General features: G+C 67.2%; 17 protein-coding genes. 4 read left to right on the plus strand and 13 right to left on the minus strand.

The annotated features are described in order from the left end of the window. Positions 1–128: 128 nt before the first annotated feature. Positions 129–446 carry an STAS domain-containing protein gene (locus tag OP18_RS46940; RefSeq protein ID WP_033366745.1) on the plus strand — a complete coding sequence of 106 codons (318 nt, stop codon included), beginning with the start codon at positions 129–131 and terminating at the stop codon, positions 444–446. 21 nt (positions 447–467) lie between these two features. On the opposite strand, the gene OP18_RS46945 is transcribed toward OP18_RS46940, so the two are convergent. From OP18_RS46945 to OP18_RS46965, 6 genes are all read right to left on the minus strand, one after another. Next, complete coding sequence (locus OP18_RS46945; protein ID WP_162189926.1) at positions 468–1,013, minus strand: MarR family winged helix-turn-helix transcriptional regulator; 546 nt, start codon at positions 1,011–1,013, stop codon at positions 468–470. An 83-nt stretch (positions 1,014–1,096) separates the two neighbouring features. Next, a complete protein-coding gene (locus tag OP18_RS54115; RefSeq protein ID WP_052388406.1) occupies positions 1,097–1,471 on the minus strand; it encodes an STAS domain-containing protein in 375 nt (124 codons plus the stop codon). 335 nt (positions 1,472–1,806) lie between these two features. After that, positions 1,807–2,067 carry a DUF3040 domain-containing protein gene (locus OP18_RS56405; protein WP_081971738.1) on the minus strand — a complete coding sequence of 87 codons (261 nt, stop codon included), beginning with the start codon at positions 2,065–2,067 and terminating at the stop codon, positions 1,807–1,809. 194 nt (positions 2,068–2,261) lie between these two features. Further along, on the minus strand, positions 2,262–2,672 hold the full coding sequence (locus OP18_RS46955) for a hypothetical protein (RefSeq protein WP_156090282.1): 411 nt from the start codon (positions 2,670–2,672) through the stop codon (positions 2,262–2,264). Between the two features lie 254 nt (positions 2,673–2,926). Continuing rightward, on the minus strand, positions 2,927–6,001 hold the full coding sequence (locus tag OP18_RS46960) for an FAD-binding and (Fe-S)-binding domain-containing protein (RefSeq protein WP_033366747.1): 3,075 nt from the start codon (positions 5,999–6,001) through the stop codon (positions 2,927–2,929). Beyond that, on the minus strand, positions 5,998–7,761 hold the full coding sequence (locus OP18_RS46965) for a thiamine pyrophosphate-dependent enzyme (protein WP_033366749.1): 1,764 nt from the start codon (positions 7,759–7,761) through the stop codon (positions 5,998–6,000). The genes OP18_RS46960 and OP18_RS46965 overlap by 4 nt, the downstream gene beginning before the upstream one ends. Positions 7,762–8,051: 290 nt before the next feature. On the opposite strand from OP18_RS46965, the gene OP18_RS46970 reads away from it, so the two are divergent. Both OP18_RS46970 and OP18_RS54120 read left to right on the plus strand, forming a co-directional pair. After that, the gene (locus OP18_RS46970; protein ID WP_033366751.1) at positions 8,052–9,161 is read left to right on the plus strand and encodes an enolase C-terminal domain-like protein; all 1,110 of its coding nucleotides are present in this window, start codon (positions 8,052–8,054) and stop codon (positions 9,159–9,161) included. A 154-nt stretch (positions 9,162–9,315) separates the two neighbouring features. Then, complete coding sequence (locus OP18_RS54120; protein ID WP_162189927.1) at positions 9,316–9,759, plus strand: YidH family protein; 444 nt, start codon at positions 9,316–9,318, stop codon at positions 9,757–9,759. On the opposite strand, the gene OP18_RS46980 is transcribed toward OP18_RS54120, so the two are convergent. From OP18_RS46980 to OP18_RS47010, 7 genes are all read right to left on the minus strand, one after another. Then, positions 9,731–10,228, minus strand: coding sequence for a hypothetical protein (locus OP18_RS46980; RefSeq protein WP_156090283.1), 498 nt, complete (start codon positions 10,226–10,228; stop codon positions 9,731–9,733). The two genes, OP18_RS54120 and OP18_RS46980, sit on opposite strands and share 29 nt — an antisense overlap. 97 nt (positions 10,229–10,325) lie before the next feature. Continuing rightward, positions 10,326–11,687, minus strand: coding sequence for a DUF2254 domain-containing protein (locus tag OP18_RS46985; protein WP_033366755.1), 1,362 nt, complete (start codon positions 11,685–11,687; stop codon positions 10,326–10,328). Then, entirely contained in the window at positions 11,688–12,155 is a 468-nt protein-coding gene (locus OP18_RS46990) for a DUF421 domain-containing protein (protein WP_245635778.1), read from the minus strand. A 152-nt stretch (positions 12,156–12,307) separates the two neighbouring features. After that, complete coding sequence (locus tag OP18_RS56410) at positions 12,308–13,606, minus strand: sigma-70 family RNA polymerase sigma factor (RefSeq protein WP_081971740.1); 1,299 nt, start codon at positions 13,604–13,606, stop codon at positions 12,308–12,310. 112 nt (positions 13,607–13,718) lie between these two features. Then, positions 13,719–14,354, minus strand: a complete 636-nt coding sequence (locus OP18_RS54125) for a DUF2238 domain-containing protein (protein WP_156090284.1) — start codon at positions 14,352–14,354, stop codon at positions 13,719–13,721. A gap of 275 nt (positions 14,355–14,629) precedes the next feature. Next, positions 14,630–14,815, minus strand: a complete 186-nt coding sequence (locus OP18_RS47005; protein ID WP_033366761.1) for a hypothetical protein — start codon at positions 14,813–14,815, stop codon at positions 14,630–14,632. Positions 14,816–14,958: 143 nt separating this feature from the next. Continuing rightward, complete coding sequence (locus OP18_RS47010) at positions 14,959–15,408, minus strand: SPW repeat protein (RefSeq protein WP_033366787.1); 450 nt, start codon at positions 15,406–15,408, stop codon at positions 14,959–14,961. An 870-nt stretch (positions 15,409–16,278) separates the two neighbouring features. On the opposite strand from OP18_RS47010, the gene OP18_RS47015 reads away from it, so the two are divergent. After that, positions 16,279–17,523 carry an IS256 family transposase gene (locus tag OP18_RS47015; RefSeq protein ID WP_033366763.1) on the plus strand — a complete coding sequence of 415 codons (1,245 nt, stop codon included), beginning with the start codon at positions 16,279–16,281 and terminating at the stop codon, positions 17,521–17,523. Positions 17,524–17,617 lie beyond the last annotated feature (94 nt).

The following is a 17,617-nucleotide window of genomic DNA, read 5'->3' on the forward strand; positions in this document are numbered from 1 at the left end:
GTCGGTCGCGGTTGCCCTTGCCTGGTCCTGTCGGGGCGCAAAATGATACCAAATATTGTGCAGGTACAACTGTTGCATCGTGTGTTGCGCGCTATGGTGATTGCTGCCGTTCCGGAGGTACATCAACCATGAGCTTTTCGATCGACGTCCGTGCGCGGCTGACCGGGGCGGCCGCTATCGTGGTGCGCGGAGATCTCGATGCGGCGTCAGTCGGCCGGTTGATCGCGGCGGTGGACGAGGTGTTGCGAGGGCGACCCGGTCGGCTGTGCATCGACCTGGGTCTGGTGACGTTCGCCGACTCGGTGGCCGTGGGCGCGTTGGTGCACGTTCAGCGCCGATGCACACAGGTCGGTTGCAGGCTTTTCGTCGAACGGTTGAGTCCGGTGCTCGACCGGACGCTGACCGTTGCGGGGGTGCTGCACCTCTTCACCGTGACCGGCGGCTGACAGCAGGCGTACGTGGCGGCGTCACGCGGCGTCGCGTCCGGAGCGTTGTGCCGGCCACCTGCCCTGCACCTCGGCGGTGGACGATTCCCAGTTCTGCCACCACTGCGGGTCGGGGACTTCCCCGGCGACGGTGACGAACGCCCGCAGTGTTGCGACCGTTCGTTTCGACGCGACCAGACCCGCGTCGCGGACCAGGGCTTCGATTTCGTCGCGGCGGGCCTTCATGATGGTCCCGATGAGATCCTTGCCGTCCTCCGTGAGGACGTGCCAGATCGGGCGCCGGTCAGTTTCGTCGTGGAAGCGTTGCACGAGGCCTTTGCGGACCAGGCGGTCGCACATGCGCGTGACCGTGGACGGTGCCACGTTCAGTTCTTGCGCCAGAACCGCGCTGCGCTGCGGGCCGTGGGTGGCAAGGAAGACGAGGGCGCGGTACTGCTGCAAGGTCACGTCGGCGTCGATGCGGCTGAGATTCTTGGCGGCGATGGCGACCATCGCCCGACTGATTGACAGCAGCGCATCGACGAACGCGGTCGAGTCGTCCGGGTCCGGCACGGTTGATCGCGACATCCAGCAATGATTGCATGTCAGCACCGTTGTGTGACTGACCGGGCGTCGCGACATTCTCACGCGTCGTGGCTGCAGGTCCGGTGCTATCCGGGACGGTCGACGGTCGCCAGCCAGGCCGTTGCGTCCGACGGCGAGTCGAAGATCGGGAAGATGCGCAGCAGTCGCATCGTGTGCAACACGGTGACGACGAACCGGGACGGCCGAACCAGGCAGAGCGTTCGTCCGTCGTGCTTCGAGTGCTGATGCGCGCGAACCAGGGCGCCGAGTGCCGTCGAGTCGATGAGCCGGACCTGTGACATGTCGATGACCACGTGGCGACCCGATTCGCATGCGGTGGTCAGCGCGTCGCGCAGTCTGTCGGCGACGGCAACGTCGAGGTCGCCGGTCAGCTGTACAAGGGCGTGCGTGCTGGTGATGGTGACTGCCCCGATGGGCGGAGTCGTCGGTGCGGTGCCCAATGGTCGGAGCGCCGCACCGCACCCGTCGCACCGGGTGGACGGAAGGTTTCCGGACGCGGGGAGCGGTGCGGCGGACCGGACCGGCTGAACTGGAAGGTCCAGCCGGGATCCACACTGCTCGCAGATGAGCGTGGCGAAGGCCGAAGTTGTCATGGATGCTCCTGCATGGGCGTGGTCGAAATATTGCCGACCAGACTTCCCGGCGCACCTGTCAGCATCGTCTGTTGTAACGATGCAACTATTGCCGGAGACCCTACCTGGATCGTCTGCAGTTGTACAGCGCGAGTCACCCGACGGTGGATCGCGGCGTTCAAGCCGAGCGTGGCCGGTCTCCGTCAGCGTCCCGGGGCCTGCCACCAGACGCCGGCTGCCACGCCGAGCGCGCAGATGGCGACCACCACGGTTGCGACGCTACCGACGATCAGCCCGGTGATGGCCGTGACCACCGCCGCAGCAGCAATCCAGGCCGCCGCGACCTTCCGCCGGCTGCCGGAAGGCGATGGCCTGCCGGCAAGCGCTCTGGCAAGCGTCGGGTCGTCCGCACGCAAGCCTGCCTCCAGCTCTTCCAACCGGCGTCGTTCACTGTCGCTGAGCATGTTCGAGTGCCTCCGGACGGTTCCACTCACCCCAGTTCCTCATACCCCGTGCGGCGGGCCGCCATCATAGGGCGATGCGACTCGACAGGCGGGCACCTGTCGAAGTTGTGCGGTCCGACACGCAGGTGCGGACACGTGTCGCAAACGAGGTGGACCGATGCCGTGGGGACGCTGGCGCCGCCACGGCGAACTGGTCACGAGCTGCCTGCGCGGTGCCGTAGGTGCAGCGCCACGACGGTGGCGGTTCCGGCGCTCACGACGACCGTGATCAGCACGCCCGCCCAGCCGAGGGCCACCATGAGGACGGACAGCAGCATCCAGACAAGTGCAGCCGCGGCGAGCGCGGCCATCCGCCGTGCCGGGACCATACGCGCAGCGACCGGCTCCTCCGCGGACAGGTCCTGAACGATCCGTGCGAAGGCAACTGCTTCCTCGGCGGTGAGCTGGATGGCGTCCCAGCCGGCCGGCACAGTCCGAGCTGCAGCGTCCGTGTCGTACCCTTCGTCGGCGCTGTGCGGGTCCGCGCCGCTGCCGGCAGTGGTCCACGGACCGCCCAGCCGCCGGTCGCCTGGCAGATCGGCGTCGTCGGGCAGTGGCCAGATCATCATGGCAGGTTCCTCACGGCTCGGAACGACGGACCGCACGGCTGTACGTCGGGCGAGGCTCCGCCACGGCGTCGCCTGCCGTCACCGTCTCTGGCTACGGTGCTGGCTGAATATGGCGGCATATCGGCGCGTCCATGACGATTCGATGACAGTCGCTGTGAAGTCGGCGGCGTGGTTGTTGCCACGTGCTGGCGTTCGGGTGTCGTTGAATGCTTCCTCGGACCAAGTCGCCGTGCACCCTGGCGACTTGGCTGTCATCGCCGTCGCCGCAGCCACATCGTGCCTGTCGCGGCGGCGAAGGCTGTGAGGATTCCAGTGGCTGCGGCGGCCGCTGCGTGGCGTGGAGCGGCCGGTCGGGGTGCCCATTGCCGTTCCGGGTAGGCACCGGACTGCTGTTGCTGCAGTCCGGCCTGGATGAGCTCGGCCAGGTGCATGCCACCACGGCCGGCCGCGTTGCCCTGAGCGATCTGGGTGCGGCAGCTGAACCCGTCGGCGAGGACGACGTCGCCGGGGTCCGCCCCGCGGACCGCAGGAAGCAGGACGCGTTCGGCGCAGGCTTCAGACACCTCGTAGTGACCCTCTTCGAAGCCGAAGTTGCCGGCCAGCCCGCAGCATCCGGAGTCAAGGACGTCCACGTCGACGCCCATCGCCTCCAGCACGGCCTTGTCCGCCTCGAAGCCCAGAACGGCGTGCTGGTGGCAGTGCGTCTGGACGATTGCCTTGCGGTGCATGTGCGGTGCCTGCCAGCCGGGCGTGTGCTCTTGCAGCAGCTCGCTGAGTGTGACCGTCTGCTTAGCCAGGCGTCGGACGTCCTCATCGTGCGGGAAGAGCTCCAGAGCATCAGACCGGAACACGGCGGTGCAGCTGGGCTCCAGACCGACGACGTGCATGCCGCGACGCAGGTACGGACGCAGCATGGCGACAGTACGCTGCAGGACCCGTTTGGCGACGTCCAGCTGCCCGGTCGAAATCCAGGTCAGGCCGCAGCAGACCGGTGCGTCCGGCACGTGGACGGTCCAACCGGCGTCTTCCAGCACGTCCACGGCGGCCCGGGCGATGTCCGGGTCGAAACGGTTGGTGAACGTGTCGGGCCAGAGTACGACCTCACCGCGATCGCCCGGGATGGCGCCACGCCGGCTACGGAACCACCGCTGGAACGTACGCGGGGCGAACACCGGGATGTCCCGCCGGACGTCGACCCCGGCGAGCCGCTTGGCGAACGTGCCGACTGGGCCGGCGTGCGCCAGGACGTTCACCAGCCGCGGTGCGTTGGATGCGAGCGCAGCCCACAGCGGCAGCCAGCCCATGGCGTAGTGCGAGCGGGGACGCAGCCGGCCTTCGTAATGGTGGGACAGGAACTCCGCCTTGTAGGTGGCCATGTCGACGTCGACCGGGCAGTCCCGCTTGCAGCCCTTGCACGCCAGGCATAGGTCGAGGGCGTCCTTGACCGCTTCGGAACGCCAGCCGTCGGCGATCGCGCCGCCTCGGGCGGTCCCGTCGAGCATCTCGAACAGCAGGCGGGCGCGGCCGCGGGTGGAGTGCTCCTCCTCGCGGGTGACCATGTAGGAGGGGCACATGACGCCGCCGCCCTCGCGCCGGCACTTGCCGACCCCGACGCAGCGCAGCACCGCCCGGCTGAAGCTGCCTTCGTCGTCGGGGTACTGGAAGTGTGTGCGCGGTGCCGGATGGTGGAAGTCGGTGCCGAGGCGCAGGTGCTCGTCGAGCCGGTAGGGGTTGACGACCTTGCCGGGGTTCATCCGGTTGTCGGGGTCGAAGATCGCCTTGAACTGGCCGAAGGCTCGCACGACGTCGTCACCGAACATCTTCGTCAGCAGTTCGCCGCGCTGCTGGCCGTCGCCGTGCTCGCCGGAGAACGAGCCGCCGTAGGATGCGACCAGATCGGCTGCCCGCTCCAGGAATTGCCGGTATCGGGTGATGCCGTCGGCGGTGGTCAGCTCGAACGGGATCCGGGTGTGCACGCAGCCCTGCCCGAAGTGGCCGTAGATGCTGGCCTTGAAACCGAACTCGTCGTAGAGCTCGTGCAGGTCGCGCAGGTAGTCGCCGAGCCGGGCAGGGTCGACGGCGGAGTCCTCCCAGCCCGGCCAGGTGTCGGGCAGGCCCGGGACGCGGGCGGTGGCGCCGAGTCCGGACTCACGGACGTGCCAGATCTGCTGCTCGTGCTGCTCGTCGTCGAAGTGCGTGACGTCGTCGCCGTCCACGCTGCGGCCGAGCGCGGTGACGAGATGCTCGACCTTCTGCCTGGCCTCGTCCTTGGTCTCGCCGCCGAACTGGACCAGCAGGAACCCGCGGCCGTCCGGGAACAGGCGCAGCGCCGTCGGGTTGAGGTGCTTGCTCTGTTGATAGCTGATGAGTAGGTGGTCGATGCCCTCCAGCGCGATCGGTTGGTGTTCCAGGACTGCGGGTACCGCGTCCGCGGCGTGGGTGATGTCGTCGAAGCCGAGCACGACCAGGCTGCGGCGGTGTACTCGCGGGACGAGCATCAGCTCGGCGCGCAGGACGGTGGCGAGGGTGCTCTCCGACCCGACGAGGGCCTGGGCGACGTGGAAGCGCTTCTCCGGCAGCAGCGAGTCGAGGTTGTAGCCGGAGACCCGCCGCGGGATGTGCGGGTACCGGGTCCGCAGCTGTCCAAGGTGTTCGTCGCGCAGGGCTCGCAGTTGCCGGTACACCTCGGCGCGGCGACCGCCGCCGGCGATGATCTGCTCGTACTCGTCGTCGGGGGTCTCGCCGACCCACATGCGGGTGCCGTCGTACAGCAGGACTTCCAGGCGGACGATGTTGTCCACGACCTTGCCGGTGCGCTGTGCGGTCGCACCGCAGGAGTTGTTGCCGATCATGCCGCCGAGCGTGCAGTGGTTGTGGGTGGCCGGTTCCGGTCCGTACTCGAGGTCATGCTCGCTGAGCAGATCGTTGAGGTGGTCCAGGACGATGCCGGGCTCGACGATGCAGGTCCGGCCGGCGCGGTCGACGGACAGCAGTCGGGTGCAGTACTTGGACCAGTCGATCACCACGGCGGTGTTGGTGCACTCGCCGGCGAGGCTGGTGCCTCCGCCGCGCGACAGCAGCGGCGCGGAGAAGTCGCGGCACACGGCGACGGCCTCCGCGCCGGCCTCTACCGAGCGGGGCACGACCACGCCGATGGGAACCTGCCGGAAGTTCGACGCGTCGGTGGAGTACGCGCTACGTGAGCCGGCGTCGAAGCGAACTTCGCCGTCGACCCGCTCTCGTAGCGTTCGTTCCAGGCCCTCGACGTCGACCGTCTCGCGCGCCGGTGCACGCAGCGTCGGCGTCGGCAGATGCACCGCGGTCATGACCGCAGCTCGTTGATCTTGTCGCGGGCGACAGTGGCGAGGGTAGCCATCTTGTGCGGCTGGCCCCGCAGGAACGCCTCGGTGAAGTGCTTCGCCTGCTCGTACTTGATCTTGCCGGGCATCGGCGGCTCGTTCGGGTTCACGTCGCAATCGACGATCGCCGGACCCGGATGGGCAAGCGCCTCCCGGATCGCCGGCTCGACGTCACCGGGCTTGGTGACCTTCGCACCGTACGTACCGCACGCCCTGGCCCAGGCCGCGAAGTCCGCTTCCGGGTTGCGGTGCCGCACGGCGTACTCCGGATAGCCCAGGATGATCTGCTCCCACAGGATCTGTCCGTAGCTGTTGTTGTTGTTGACCACCACCTTGATCGGCAGATCGTGGCGGACGGCGGTGAGGAAGTCGGCCATCAACATCGCGAAGCCGCCGTCGCCGACGAACGCGATCACCTGCCGGTCCGGATAGGCGTGCTGGATGCCGATGGCGTACGGCAGGCCCGGCGCCATGGTGGCCAGGTTGCCCGACAGGTAGAACTGCCGCTCGCCGCGGATCGTCCAATGCCGCGCGGCCCAGGTGGCGATGGTGCCGGAGTCACACGTCAAAATCGCGTCGTCCGCCGCCGCATCGTTCAGGCAACCCATCAGGTACTGCGGTGCGATCGGATCGCGACTGCCGTCCTGCAGCGCCGCCATGTCCCGCTTCCACAGCTCCATCTCGTGCTGGTACTTGTGCAGGAACGACCGGTCGCCCTCACCGAGCAGCGGCAGCAGCCCCTGGAGCGCGAGCTTCGCATCCGCGGCCACTGGCGCCTCGACCGGCAACCGCAGCCCGATCAGGGTCGGGTCGGCGTCGATCTGCACGACCCGCACCTGGTCCGGTTGCGGCAGGAACTTCCCGTAAGGGAACGACGTGCCGATCATTAACAGGGTGTCGCACTCCTCCATTAGGTCCTGGCTCGGGCCGGTGCCCAGCAGGCCGAGACCGCCGGTGGTGAGCGGATGATAGTCCGGCACCACGGCCTTGCCCGGCAGAGTCTTGACAATCGGGGCACCGAGCCGTTCGGCGACAGCGATTACCTCGTCGCGTGCGTGCAGCGCACCGACACCGACCAGTATCGCCGGCCGCTTCGCCGCGGCCAGCACGTCCGCGGCACGACGCAACTGATCCGGGGTCGCGGGCAATGCCGGCAATGCCAGGTCCGGCAGGCTGGCGGGCGGCGTTCCCGGCCCGACGTGCCGGTAGGGGTCCTGCTCAACGGCGGCGACCTGGATGTCGTTCGGAAACGTCAGATGCGAAACAGTGCGCTTGGTCAACGCGTTACGGATGGCCAGGTCTACCACACCCGGCATCTGCTGCGGATTGGTGACCATCAGGTTGTAGGCGGCGAGGTCCTGATACAGCCGGTCCAGGTGCACCTCCTGCTGGTAGTGCGTGCCCAGCACCGACGTCTCCTGCATGCCGGTGATCGCCAGCACCGGCGCGTGATCGAGCTTCGCGTCGTACAGGCCGTTGAGCAGATGGATCGCCCCCGGCCCGGACGTGGCGGCACACACGCCGAGACGCCCCGTCGCCTTGGCGTAGCCGGTCGCCATGAACGCCGCCGCCTCCTCGTGCTGCACCAGCACGAACTGCAGCTTGTCACTGTGCCTGCGGAAGCCCTCCATCAGCCCGTTGATGCCGTCGCCAGGTAGCCCGAACACGGTGTCCACGCCCCAGTCGATCAACCGTTTGGCCAGGCTCTCGCCCACGATCTCAGTCATACCGGTTCCTCACTCTTGTGGCGGTGTAGTGGCCGTCGGGCTGCGTCCTCAGCGGACGGCGTCCGGGCCGGTCCCTCCAGAACGGGCCGCTACCCATGCGCTCTGGCGCGAATCGTTCCCGGTGAGCGGTCTTCGGTCGGAGCGCAGGTGCATCCACGGACAGTCTTCTTGGTGGACGTTTTGCCGGAGGCCGGTGCGGTATCGGTGATCCGGGCGGAGTTCACGGACGACGGCCGCTCGAACCCGGATCTGGAGGGTGCGACGACCGGGTGAACGAAAGGAGCAGCGCGATGCCGGTTGAGGAGCCGTCCATCGACGCGGTCACCGCGGCGGCATTCACAATTCCGACCGATCAGCCGGAGGCGGACGGCACAGCTGTGTGGAGCAGCACGACGATCGTCGTCGTCCACGCCGTTGCCGGGAACATCACCGGGCTGGGTTGGACCTACGGTGCGGCGGCGGGTGCACGACTGGTCCGCGACGTGCTCGCAGACGCTGTCGTCGGACGCTGCGCGTTCGACGTCACGGCAGCCTATGAAGCCATGTGGCGTACGGTGCGCAATATCGGTCGCCCTGGCATCGCCTCGACGAGCATCTCCGCGGTCGACACTGCATTGTGGGACCTCAAGGCGCGCCTACTGGACATCCGGCTGTCCCGGCTGCTCGGTGTCGCCCATGAGGCGGTGCCCGTCTACGGCAGCGGCGGTTTCACCACGTACGACGAGCGGCAGCTCACCGAGCAGCTCAAGGGCTGGATCGAAGATTTTGACGTCCGGAGCGTCAAAATCAAAATTGGTCAGGATCGTGGTGCATGCACCGACCGTGATGTCGACCGGATGCGTCAGGCCCGGGAGGTCATCGGTCCAGCCATCGAGCTGTTCGTCGACGCCAACGGTGCCTACAGCGTGAAACAGGCCATGCGTATCGCGGAACGGACCGGTGATCTGGACGTCCGCTGGTTCGAGGAGCCGGTGTCCTCCGACAACCTCGGCGGACTGCGTCGCGTCCGCGACGCTGTGGCGGCGGAGGTAACCGCCGGCGAATACGGTTATGGCCTGTCCTACTTCCAACGGATGTGCGCCGCCGGGGCGGTCGACTGCCTGCAGGCCGATGTCACCCGCTGCGGTGGAGTCACCGAGTTTCAGCGGGTGGCCGCGGTGGCGGCGGCGTACGACCTGGATGTGTCCGGGCACTGTGCTCCCAACCTGCACCTGGACGTGGCCGCGACAGTGCCCAACCTGCGGCACCTGGAGTACTTCCACGACCATGCGCGCATCGAAACCCTCCTGTTCGACGGAGCCACATCACCGGTCCGAGGCGCGATGTCACCGGATCTGTCGGCGCCCGGCAACGGTTTGACGTTCCGCGCTGCAGACGCCGAGCATTACCGGGTCGCCTGAGCCGCACGAGCACCGGGCGTCATGGTTTCGACCGCATCGGGGACGGCACTCCAGGCAGACCGCTGCGATAACAGTTCGGCGTGCCCAGAGCCACGTGGCTGCGGTGCGACGCAGAAACGGATAACGGACCAGATCCGCTCAGGTGTCGCCGTCGGTGGCCGATGTACCCGACAGGCGCCGCTCGGACGATCGGCGACAAGTGGTGGTTGGTCAGGTGGTGCTCAGCAACGTGGATGCCGTTTCGGCGAACGAGAGCGCCGACGGCCAGGCATACCCTGACGTCGACGTCGCGTTCCTGCTCGCTAACGAACGCACGCTGCTGTCATGGCTGCGCACGGCACTCACCTTACTCGCCGGTGGTGTCGCCCTGATCCAGCTCACCGGACGACATCCCGTGTTGTCGGTGATCGGCATCGTACTGTTCTTGTTCGGTGCTCTGACCTGCGTGATCGGATACCTGCGCTATCGTGCCGCAGAACGGGCCATTCTCGCGGAACAGGTGCCACCGCCCGGACATGGACCGGCGCTGCTGACCGCGGGCATCGTGACGGTCACCGCGGCCATCGCTGTCACTTACGTTGCACGGCAGTTCCTGTGATGCGAAACCGCTGGTCCACCACGGTCGGCCGCAGCTCGTGGTGTGCGTCCGCCTCCGGCAGGTAGCGGCGGATGGCCGTTGCCATGATGGCGACCCCTCCGGACCGGTCGAGCAGTTGCGGATCCGACACCCCGTATCGTTGCAGTGCGGTCTGGTCGAGAGCCTCGACGCGGCCGGAAACCGTGACCAAGCCGGTCACTCGCACCGTGACCTGCGTGTCGGACACGACGAGCTGTCCCTGCTTCGGCAGGTCTGCGTCCGCGATCAGGAAGGCATTCCCGCTGACGACAGTCGTGACCACCGCGGTCAGGGTCACATCGGTGCCGGCGCGCAGCCGGTGATCCGCCTCCGACGCGGCCGCCGTGGTCTCAGGTTCGGGATCGCCGCTGCAGCCTGCCAGTACCAGTACGGTGACCAGGATCGCCAACCGGCGCGCCAACGAGGCTGAACGGTGCACAACTGCAGGCATCGGCCCCTCCCGTTGCTGTGTGGCTCGGTGATCGGACGCTTGACCGCGTCGTCTCCCTCCATTCCGTTTACAGACATGGATGTCGATCACGTCGGCGCTACGACGCCGGCCATTGCCGGACGAGAGCGGCCGGGACGGTGCGGGCGAGCGCGTCAAGCCGCCCGCGTTCGGCGTCGTCGAAGCGCTGTTCGTCGATCGTGGCCTGCAATCGTTGCAACTGCTCCTCGACAGCACCGCGCTGCGCGGTCGTTCGCGTATGCCAGGCGACCTCACGCAGCAGCGTCAGCAGCCGGGCCAGCACATCCGGATCGGCCCGACCATATCGGCGGGGCTGGGCCACCGCCAGCTCGAGCAGCACCGCAAGGTCCGGACGTTGCAACATGACGCATGCCTTGCCGGCCTCGTCATGCACCACCCGCGGGCCGAGGTCGTGGCCGGCCGCCTCACACAGCAGCGCCGCGAGATGTCCCAGCGCGGAGATCGCCGTGGTCGGGTCATTGATTCCCGGCGACAAGGCTTTGACCGCGACGTCGACCAGCTGGCGCAACCCGAACGCGACGTCCTGCGCTGCGGTGCGTTCGAAACCCACCCGTACCGCGGCGGCGACGCGTGGCGCCAGCGCCTCCACAACCGGCTTCTCCAGGGCGCCGCCGCCGACGGCCCAAGCCGCCGCAATCGGAGTGCCAGCGATGATCGAGTCGCCCGGCAGCCGATCGAGCAGTATTGCAGCATCGGCGTCTGCCGCCGCCGTGAGCAGCGCCTTCTCGTCGACGAAGGTGAGAAATCCGGACGCTGCTGCGCACAACCGCACGGCTGTCGGCGGCGGGACCGGCGGTTGATGCTCATGATCCGTACCGTCGGGCAGCACTCGCCGGATGGTTGCCGTGGTCTCAGCATGTACCGCCCGCATCATCGACTCCACCCGGATCTGCCGGGCCAAGTGCGCCAGGAACAGCACCAACCCCAGCACGCTGGCCAAACCCAGCACGTACGCGACCGTCACTGACATGTGCGGGACGAACGCGGCCTGGGAGTCCAGCGACGCCCGCACGGTTCGCAGCACCGTCACTGCATACGTGAACGTCGCCAGCAGCAACGCCAGCGTGCCGTGCACGAAACGATCCTGGGTGAAGGTACGCAGCAACCGCGGGGAGAACTGACTGCTGGCCAGCTGCAGTGTCACCACGGTCAGGGAGAACGTCAGCGATGTCACCGTGATGAGCGATCCGGCGATCACCGACAACACCGTCCGTGCCGCTTCCGGTCCACCGCTGAACAGGAATGCCGTGAATGTTGCTGGTAGACGACCAGCTAACGCGGCGTCCAGCCGGGGCAGTGCCACCCCGAGCCCGATCGCCAGAGCGACACCCGCCGCCGGCAGCGGCCACAGTTGTGTCCGCAACGCATCGCTCAGAACGCTCCACCGCTGGCGCCGGTCCGGCCCGTATCCTACTGGCATCTAGTCACCTGCCGGTCCGTCAGATCCGGGCAGCGCCGTACGCCTCCCGGCCTGATCGGTGGCGATCACACTGAAACTGCCGTCAGTCTCCAGTACCACGGCCGCCACCGCGGCGAGATCGCCGATGCCCTGGGCCCGGATCGCCTGTGCGACCTCACCCTCTGTCACCCGTTGTGCCCGCATCACCTGATGCAGCATCTCACCGTCACGCAGCAACACCGTCGGCTCCGACTTGAGCAGTCGCCGGACCGGCCGGAACCGCACCGCCAGCCACGTCGCGACCAGCTGCAGTCCGACCAGCATCACCAGCGCTGCCGTTCCCTCGGCCAGCGACACGTCTCGTGACAGCACGATCGTCGCGAGTGTCGAACCCAGCGCAACCGTTACGACCAGATCGAACGCATTCATCTTCGCCAGCGTTCGTTTGCCCGAACCCCGCACGAGCGCAACCAGAAACGGATAGGTCACAGCAGCGACCACCATGAGGCAAACCAGGTCGTACCACCCCTGAAACACCATGCGCTGCAGTTACCCCAATCTTCTGCGGTTGTACTGCCCAGCGGGAATCGCGCCGCCGGGCGCGTACCAAATTGACGCTCCGAAGGGAGCGCCGCTACGGGCTACGGACGGGCAGCGGGGGCGGTAATGCGCAGCGGAGGTGAACGGACCGTCGGCATCGCGGAAACCCGGCTCGGCGAGGCCTCTGCTATTGCCACGGGGATCGAGCCCAGCATGCTGCTCGCCCGGTCATGCGGTTGTCGCGACAGCGGTTCCATCTTCAACAGCGTGGGGATGGTCGAGCGGGTGGCCGGCGACCAGGTGCGTGATCGTGCCGGACCGGTGACCCCGTTCAGCGCTAACAAGCCCGTTCGCCGGAACGGGCTTGCCCGAGCGGTGGAATGTCCTGGCGTGGGGACCACGTTGTGGACGTGTGGCGATGCATTGCACCGACGGTGTCCGCTCGCCTGTTCCTGCCCACATGTGCGGGCGGCCACACCAGCGCCGCCGGAGGCATTGGGCGCAACGGGTGCGTCAGCACCGTCGAGGGTCGCACGGAGCCGGTCGAGTGCCGTACGCAGCATCCGCGAGACCTGCATCTGCGAACGACCGATTCGTTCGCCGATCTCGCGCTGCGTGAGGTTGCCGTAGAAGCGCAGCACGACAACCCTGACTTGCCGATCGGGGAGTTTCCGCAGTGCCGCACGGAGTGCTTCATGATCGTCCACTGTGCTGGTGGGGTCAACACCGTCGCTCAATGTGTCGGCAAGTGCGACCGGATCACCGTGCTCCGCCGCGCCCGGCGCTACGGGAGCGTCGAGCGACAGCAGTTGCTGCTCATATCCGAGGCGCCGTGCCTCGACAACCTCGGTGGTGCTGCACCCGAGGGCTTCAGCGACGTCCACGTCGTCGACACGCTGCCGCGTTTGGGCCAGTCGCACGTCGGCTTCCTTGATGTTGAGATGCAGCTCTCCAAGTCGCCGTGACGTGTGCAACGGCCAGCGGTTGTCACGGAAGTACCGCTTCAGCTTGCCTGTGACAGTCGCCGCGGCGAATGCGGAGAACGGCGTTCCTCGATCAGCTTCGAAACGATCGGCGGCCTCAATGAGAGCTACCGCGGCGACCTGCTTGAGATCATGTGTGCGCGGGTCGGAGCGGTAGCGGGCAGCCAAGCTGTAGGCAAGCGGCAGGTGTCGCTCTACGAGCCGGTTTCTCAGCGATCGCCGGACGCGACGGTCTGCCGAGGCGAGCTCTGCGAATCGCCGGCCACATGCCGAATCACCGCAGGTGCAGCCGTTTGGCGCATCCTGAGCTCCTCGTGGCTGACGGTCAAGTCTGGCGTCCGAGTTGCGATGTCGGCCATCCGGCTGGGGGAGGACAACGCGCTGCGGCTCAGCGCGCTGGCCAACGGGCGGGTGCATGTCGCCTCCCGATGTCGTTGGGCTCCTTCCACTCCAACCCTTCAAGTCGTATGTGGCGGGCACCTGCCGAATGTATGACAGTCGCGTGACATGGCTTCAGGCGCCGTGCGGCTCACGGGCTCACATTGCCGCGGTTGTCCGCTCCTGTCGCAGGAGCGGAAACACTGCGCCGTGAGGTCCGACCACGCCTCGCCCACGCAGCGAGGGCGAGGCCGGCCAACAGTGATCCAAGTCCGTCCATGGCGAGATCGGCAATCGTGTCGGTATACCCCACCACCATCGCGATCCCCAACGCATTGGTCGCCAGCCACTCGTAGAACTCCCAGAGGGCCCCGACGGCAAAGCCTACGGTGACGACGAGCAGCACCACAGTTGCGCGTCGACTCGTCAGTACCGGATGCTGCAGCGGTGGCAGCAGGGCGGTCCGGATCAGGAGCAGCACCGCTACCGCCGCGACCGCTCCGGTGGTCACGCAATGAATCAGCCAGTCGATCCAGCCGATCGAGGCGTACCAACCGGCGGCCATCGCCGCCGTGGCCAGCAGCAGGGTCGAACCAAGAGCCGCATCGAACGGCCGTGGCAGCGCCACCAGCCGCGAGGTAAGTAGTACCCCGAGGACGACAACAAACCGGATCGCGTCGTCCCACTGACCGATGACCACGCACACCACCGCGGCGAGCAGGGCAGCCAGCCGCAGCGCGTCTCCCAGAAGCGACATCGTACCGGGCAGCCGATCCCTCGGGTTCATAAGTTATCCGATACCCGGCTTCACGTGTCGCCAAGCTGCCGTGCCCAATTCGTCGAAGCTGCCGGGCACGCCTACGTGTCTGGTGTTGGGGCCGCGGATCGATGCCCGCCAGTCGGCAGGACGGGCACCTCTTGGTGTCAAACGGTGTTGATCAAGCGAACGGAATACTGCCGTCCGGCCGCCAACGTCGCCTCCTCCGGTCGGGCGAGTGGGTGGCGGTGCCAAACCGGGGAGAGGTCACCCTCGGTTGGTGCGTGGCTCGTTTCGTACGGTGGTCACCGCGTTCGTCGGGAGCGGCGCCCAAGCCAGAACGCCGCCACCAACGCGCCCGCCGTGGCCACCACAACCGGTGCTGTTACCACGTCGCGGAGCTTCGCCAGGCCGGTTTCGGGGGCGACGACAGCGCCCGCGATGTCCCCTGCAACTCCGACCGCTTCGTCCTTGAACTGCTCGATCTGCATCCCTCTGCCCTCCTCTCAACGGATATGCAGCCCTGTCGCGGATCGCCGTCGCACTACCGACGGTCCCTGTCGATGTGCAAAGGTGCAGCCTTCCAGGCGAGCCAGAGCGATGTGTCCAGACACATGCGGCGTTCGAGCTGGCTTCAGCGCCTGGCGTCGCGATGTCCACGACCAGTTCTCATCAGCAGCCCGACGGCAGCCAGTCCGAGTAGGACGACGGCACCGCCAGTAACAGCATTGTTCCAAATCAGACCGGCGCTGCTGGCCGACTGTTGGATCGCGAACGGTGCAATGATGACCCAGGCGCCGATGGCTACCATCGACCAGCTGAGCCGGTACATCCGTGCTGGCGCCATCGTCAGGCCGAGGGCAACGACGGTGACGAGGATGCCGAGGATCAGGTTATTGACGGTCAGGTTCGGTGCAATCGCGTTGAAGTGGACGACCCACGGCGAGATGGCCAGCCACCCACCGGTGAGAAGCACCAACCCGTCGATCGCCACCGACTGGGCGCTCGCGGTGATCCGCGCCGCGCGGTCCTCCAAATCCGCTAGGTCCGGATGCGTCGTGAGAAACTGTGCAACGTCGGCCATGATGTTCATCTCCTGAAGAGCGTTGTCCGTATGCGTTGAGAACTCGGGCGGTTCGCTGTCGCATCACCTCCTCCTTCAGCGCCTCGCCATCCGCGGGGCCGGGATCGCCTCAAACGTCGGCTACCAACCCTGCTCCGGCGCAAACGTCGACCGTGCGAGTTTCCGCGCAGGTGAGGTCGATCTACCGGCTGGAAGAGCGTCGGCCTCGGCTGCCAGGTCGACAACCCGTGCGACGATGCACCTCATCCGCTCGTCCCGGAACCGCCCCCGCCGCGGGACGGTGCTCGGGCGAGCAGGCATGATGCCGAGCAAACGGCCTGAGGTGTTGCTGTCGCGGCAGCAAGCCGCTCCTGCAGATCGCGTACACTTCTTCCCCGCCTGATCGCTTGATGGGCTCAGATGCGCCGGTGTCGGAGCCGGGGCCTTGGTCCGACGGGGACTCGCGGTGAGTGTGGTCGCGCGGAGAGCGGGTATTGCGCCGCCATGAACGACTCCGATGAGTCCGAGTCACGAGACCGCGGGTCGACAGGCGGTTCGATCGTCGACACTCCGGAGGCCAACTCCTCAACCAGCGACCTTCGGCACCGCCTGGGTGTAATGACGAAGAGGTGCAGGCCGGTCGCGCGGAGGGCGAGCAACCGGACCCGGACCGGCCGGCAGGCACCTGACGTGTGCGGATGCCGCTGTTGCCGTAGCCGCCGTTCATTCAGTGAGGTTAGGATCTGCTTCCCGGCTCACCGGGGTGCGTCGCGAACGGTCGCGTCCACGGGAGTGGTGTACGAATCGCCCACCTTTGTGGTGGTTGAGGGTACGGAGACGGTCACCGCTTGATCCTTCGAACTGACCAAAGTGCGAAGGAGAGATCAAGCGATGACCGCACCCAAGAGTGTGGACGTTGGCCGGTTCTTGCGGGAGGAACTTGGCTCGGCGTCACCCGATCTGCTGCGTTCGATGGTGAAGTCGTTCGCCGAGGCGCTGATGTCCGCTGAGGCCGACGCGGTCTGCGGCGCCGAGTACGGCGAACGCAGCGACGAGCGGGTCAACCAGCGCAACGGTTACCGGCAGCGTGCTTGGGACACCCGCGCTGGCACGGTCGAGCTGGCGATCCCGAAGTTGCGGTCCGGTTCGTACTTTCCGGACTGGTTGTTGCAGCACCGTCGCCGCGCCGAGCAGGCCCTGATCAGCGTGGTCGCGACCGCCTACCTGCTCGGGGTGTCGACCCGGCGGGTGGAGAAGCTGGTCGAGCAGCTCGGCATCACGAGCCTGTCCAAGAGTCAGGTGTCGGAGATGGCCGCGCATCTGGATGCCCAGGTCGAAGCGTTCCGCAACAGGCCCCTGGACGCCGGCCCATACACGTTCCTCGCCCTGGACGCCCTCGTCGTCAAAGTGCGTGAACGGGGCCGGATCGTCAACGTCCACACCCTCGTCGCGACCGGCGTGAACGCTGACGGGCAACGGGAGGTCCTCGGCCTGGACGTCACCAGCGACGAAGACGGCGCCGGCTGGCTGGCGTTCCTGCGCTCCCTGACCGCCCGCGGCCTGGCCGGCGTCCGCCTGGTGGTGTCCGATGCGCACCGCGGCCTGGTCTCCGCGATCGGGGCGGCGTTGCCCGGCGCGGCCTGGCAGCGCTGCCGCACCCACTACCTGCGCAACCTGACCACGAAGGTGCCGAAGTCCGCGCAGCCGTGGGTCGCCACGCTCGTGCGCACGATCTTCGACCAACCCGACATCGACGCGGTCCGAGCCCAGTACGCCCGCACCGTGACAGCGCTGGCCGAACGGTTCCCCGACGCCGCCGACCACCTCGACGACGCCCGCGAGGACCTGCTCGCCTTCACCGCTTTCCCCCGCGAGATCTGGAAGCAGATCTGGTCCAACAACCCACAGGAACGCCTCAACAAGGAGATCCGCCGCCGCACCGACGTCGTCGGGATCTTCCCCAACCGGGCCGCGGTCATCCGCCTCATCGGCGCCGTCCTCGCCGAACAAACCGATGAATGGACCGAAGGCCGCCGCTACATGGGCCTGGAAATCCTCGCCAAAGCCCGACTGACTGTCATCACCACCGAGGGAACCGAACCCGACCCAACCACCACCCAACTGACCGCCGCCTAGGTCGTGTGTCGAACTCGGGCGTGGTGCTTGACCTGCCCTGACGTGGTTGGGTGCGTGTCGGAGATCGACAATGGGCGAGGTCTCCGGTAGTTGG

This window comes from Dactylosporangium aurantiacum, assembly GCF_000716715.1.
In the GTDB taxonomy this organism is placed as follows: Bacteria; Actinomycetota; Actinomycetes; order Mycobacteriales; family Micromonosporaceae; genus Dactylosporangium; species Dactylosporangium aurantiacum.